A 3,700-nucleotide genomic window follows, 5' to 3' on the forward strand; every position below is an offset into this window, starting at 1 on the left:
CTCGCACCCAGCTGGTCCAGGAATTCCAGCTGCAGGCGCAGCGGCATGGCGTTCAGGCCCGCGCCCTGGATCTCCAGGTCGCGCGCCACGATGCGCAGCAGCGCCGCGCCAGCGTCCTGCGCGGTCCATTCGGGCAGGTAGCCGGCGCGCCGCTCCTGCAGGTCGGCGGCGATGCGACCAGCGTCGCGCGGCGCGATGGCGGGCGGGCGGTACGAGGGACCGGTCATGGCAGGCGGCCCTCCTGCAGGTAGAACGGATACACCAGGTTGTAGAAGGTGTTGGTGGTGCGCACGCGGTAGCGCACGTCGATGTCGAGCCGCGCGGCCGGCACGTCGGCGCGCACCGCCACGCCGATGCTGTCGATGCGCGGCTCCCACAGCACCAGCGACTGCTCCACGCGGTGGCGGATCAGCGCCGTGGTGTGCTGGTTCATCGGCTCGAACAGCATGGCGCGCAGGCCGGCGCCGAAGTCCGGGCGCATGACGCGCTCGCCCGGCTCGGTGTCCAGGACGATGCGGATCGCCTGGCGGATGTCGTCCTCGTACTCGGCCAGCGCCAGCACGCCGGAGGCGTCCACCCGCAGCGGGAAGGCGAAGCCGCGGCCCAGGAACGCCTTGGCATCGGCGCGATCGGCCGCGCCGGGCTGGGAGGAGGGGGTTTGCATGTCCATGCGCGTTCCTCAGCCGCCGACCAGCACCGTGGGCGAGCCGACCAGGATGGTCGCGCCGCAGCCGCACAGGTCGCCCTGGCGTGCGCCGGGGCGACCGCCGATCAGCACCGAGGCGCTGCCCTGCACGATCGGGTTGGGCGGGTGCGGGCCGGCCACCGGCGGCATCGCGCAGGCGTGCAGGTCGCCCACGCAGACGGCAGCCAGGCCGTTGATGAGGACGTTGGGCACGCCGGGGCCGGAGATGACGCCCGGGTGGCTGGTGGGCGCGTTCAGGAAGGCGGCTGCGGGCATGGCGGGCCTCAGTTGATCTTCACCACCGAGCCCTGCACGACGCAGGCCCCGCTGGACTTGAAGGTGGCCACGCCCTGGCTCTGCACCGTGAGCGAGGCCTTGGCGTTGATCTCGATCACCGGCGCGTCCAGCGTGAGCTTGGTGGCAGCGCTGATGGTCACGTCGCCCGCCTTGCCGACCGTGACCTTGGCCGTCGGCGTGCTGAGTTCGGCCTTGTCGGCCGACAGGGTGACGGTGGACAGCAGGTTGCTTTGCAGCGTGACCTTCTGCAGCAGGTCGTCGAAGGTGAGCTCGTGCCCGAGCGGCGAGCGCACCAGCCGCTTGGTGATGGCGTCGCTCGGGCTCAGCGCGGGCGGGCGGTCCAGCGTGTTCCATAGCGAGCCGATCACGTAGGGCTCGCGCACGTCGCCGTGGTTGAACGCCACCAGCACCTCGTCGCCCACCATCGGCACGAAGAAGGTGCCGCGCCCCATGCCGGCCATCAGTGTGGCCAGCCGCGCCCACGGCATGAAGCCGGGCAGCCAGGGCAGCATCAGCTGCACGCGGGCCTGGCCGGTGCTGTCGAAGTTGTTGATCACCGTGGCCGAGGCCACGCCGAACACCTTCTTGTCCGGCGCCGAGGGCTGCAGGTCCTGCAGCATGCTGAACATCACGTCGTCAGACATCGGGAGTCCTTTTCAAAACGACACGCGCAGCGGAACCGCGCCCTGGTCTGCCAGCGGGATCGAGCCGAACCAGATGTCCTTGCGCAGGCCGAAGGCGGTGCGAAAGCCGCCGCCGTCGATGGTGTGGGTGACCGAGGTCACGCGGTACAGGCCGCCGAACTCCTCGCCCACGCCCTCGATGCGCAGCACCTCGCCCGCGCGCATGCCGGGCTCGCCCAGCACCGTGCCGGTGGCGGTGAGGCGGCGGTTCAGTTTGGGAATGATTTCGGAGATCAGCTTGCGTGGAATCGAGGTCAGCGTCAGCGGCTCCTCGATCATGTAGTCGCCCGGCTGCATGCCCAGGGGCACCACGCCGGGGTAGATCGCCAGCTTCAGGCTCATGGTGTCCCAGTCGAAGCCGAGCGTGACCACGAAGGTCATCTTGATCGACGGGATCCACACGAAGCCGCCCACGTTGAAGATCTGGCCCACGCTGGACACGCGCGGCGTGAAGTCGATCAGCGAGCGGCCGTAGCCGTAGGTGAACGACGCGCGCAGGTTGTCCATCGACGAGGTGAAGCGCAGCAGGTGTCCGCCCAGCGGGCCGGCGTGCTCGACCAGCACGTCCCAGCCGTTCTCGGCGGCGATGCGGTTGAGGAAGTCGTAGTCGCTCTCGTTGGCTTGCTTGCGGATCACCTTCTGCGCGGAATCTGGGTCGGTGACGGCGACGAAGGTGTCCACCGCGCCGAGCAGGATGGACAGCGCCGCGCCCACCGGGTCGAAGATCGGCAGCAGCAGGTTCTCCAGCGTGACGATGGAGGCGGTCGCCAGGTCGGGCAGCGGCAGGTTGCCCACGGTGGGGATCGGGATGGCGAACCAGCGCACCTTCTTGCCGTCGCGCATGCGGCGGCGCCGGTCGTGCGCGGTGAAGGTAAAGGTCGGCATGGCGCCCGAGGCGAAGCTGGGCGCGCGCGCCACCACCTCGCCGTCGAACACCTGGACGAGCGGGTCGGGCGCGTAGCCCATTTGCAGCGCCAGGCTGGTGCCCAGCTTGAACGACGGGTCGTCGAGCCAGCGCAGGCCTTCGTTGGCCAGGGTCACCTCGACTTCGTCCAGCCCCTCCATGCCGGTCTGGCAGCGCACACTCTGGACGGCGGCGCGCAGCGCGGCGGGCACCGGCCGGCCATCGAGCTGGAGCGAGAATTCGGGGACGAAGCGGCTGCGGTCCATGCGGCGGCTCCTAGGCGTAGACCTTGCCCGTGTCCGGGTCGCGGTACGGCAGGTTGGGCAGCCGCAGGCGGCTGCCCACCGGCAGCCGGCGCGCATGCTGCAGCCGGTTGGCCACCGCGATCACGCGCCACAGGCGCGGGTCGCCGTACTCGGCGCCGGCGATGGACGACAGCGTCTCGCCCTGCGCCACCACGTGGCGCTTGGAATAGTCGCTGGTCTCGCGCTTGACCTCCTTGGCCTCCAGGTCGATGTTGCGGTATTCGTTGAACGTGACCTGCAGGCGTGCGCGCACGGGCGTGCCGTTGGGCAGGAACATCGTGAAGCGCTGCGTGGCGCGCGCCAGCACGCAGGTGAAGGTGAGCGAGCCCCAGGTGAACAGCAGCACCGGCGGCGCGTGCGTGCTGGGCTGGATGTCCATCAGGCCGGTGACCTGGCGCGCCAGCTCGCGCACGTCGCTCTGCGCCGCGTTGATGACGCGGTTGGCCACCTTGTGCTCCTCGTAGCTGTCCAGGAACAGCTCCATCTCCAGCGTCTGTAGATTGCCGTTGACGAACTGCAGCAGCGGCGCCGACAGCCCCGGCACGGCGGCCTGCGCATAGTGGATGTCGCGGCTGAGCGTGTACTCCTCCGGGTTGAACTGCACGGGGATGCGTGCACCGGTCACGGTGTTGGTGAGGAGCGCTTTTTCGAGCGGCATCGTCCGTCCTTGTTCAGACCCGGCCGCTGCGTTCGCGCAGCGACAGCGCGCGGCGTTCCAGCTGGCCGATCACCTGGTGGCTGACCGAGGCGGTGATGCGCGCGAGTTCGCGCGGCGGCAGGGCCCAGTCCGGCGCCGCGGCAAGCATGCCGCGGGGCGGGCGCATGG

The 3,700-nt window shown here is 70.1% G+C and carries 6 protein-coding genes; all 6 read right to left on the reverse strand.

What is annotated here, in order from left to right; all coding sequences use genetic code 11:
- The coding region (locus H0U68_RS07700; protein ID WP_296354259.1) for a hypothetical protein at positions 1-227 on the reverse strand (227 nt) is incomplete at its 3' end.
- Positions 224-670, reverse strand: coding sequence for a GPW/gp25 family protein (locus H0U68_RS07705; RefSeq protein WP_296354261.1), 447 nt, complete (start codon positions 668-670; stop codon positions 224-226). The genes H0U68_RS07700 and H0U68_RS07705, both read right to left, overlap by 4 nt.
- 9 nt (positions 671-679) lie before the next feature.
- Entirely contained in the window at positions 680-961 is a 282-nt protein-coding gene (locus H0U68_RS07710) for a PAAR domain-containing protein (RefSeq protein ID WP_296354263.1), read from the reverse strand.
- Positions 962-969: 8 nt separating this feature from the next.
- Positions 970-1,626, reverse strand: a complete 657-nt coding sequence (locus tag H0U68_RS07715; RefSeq protein WP_296354265.1) for a phage baseplate assembly protein V — start codon at positions 1,624-1,626, stop codon at positions 970-972.
- A 12-nt stretch (positions 1,627-1,638) separates the two neighbouring features.
- Positions 1,639-2,835: a hypothetical protein gene (locus H0U68_RS07720; protein WP_296354266.1), complete on the reverse strand. Its 1,197-nt coding sequence runs from the start codon at positions 2,833-2,835 to the stop codon at positions 1,639-1,641.
- A gap of 10 nt (positions 2,836-2,845) precedes the next feature.
- On the reverse strand, positions 2,846-3,532 hold the full coding sequence (locus tag H0U68_RS07725; protein ID WP_296354268.1) for a LysM peptidoglycan-binding domain-containing protein: 687 nt from the start codon (positions 3,530-3,532) through the stop codon (positions 2,846-2,848).
- Between the last annotated feature and the right edge of the window lie 168 nt (positions 3,533-3,700).

The organism is Ramlibacter sp. (genome assembly GCF_013697775.1).
In the GTDB taxonomy this organism is placed as follows: Bacteria; Pseudomonadota; Gammaproteobacteria; order Burkholderiales; family Burkholderiaceae_C; genus Ramlibacter.

Excerpts from the sequence above, each read along its gene's own strand:
- H0U68_RS07705 (WP_296354261.1), bottom strand. The coding sequence starts at position 670 with ATGGACATGCAAACCCCCTCCTCCCAGCCCGGCGCGGCCGATCGCGCC.
- H0U68_RS07710 (WP_296354263.1), bottom strand. The coding sequence starts at position 961 with ATGCCCGCAGCCGCCTTCCTGAACGCGCCCACCAGCCACCCGGGCGTC.
- H0U68_RS07715 (WP_296354265.1), bottom strand. The coding sequence starts at position 1,626 with ATGTCTGACGACGTGATGTTCAGCATGCTGCAGGACCTGCAGCCCTCG.
- H0U68_RS07720 (WP_296354266.1), bottom strand. The coding sequence starts at position 2,835 with ATGGACCGCAGCCGCTTCGTCCCCGAATTCTCGCTCCAGCTCGATGGC.
- H0U68_RS07725 (WP_296354268.1), bottom strand. The coding sequence starts at position 3,532 with ATGCCGCTCGAAAAAGCGCTCCTCACCAACACCGTGACCGGTGCACGC.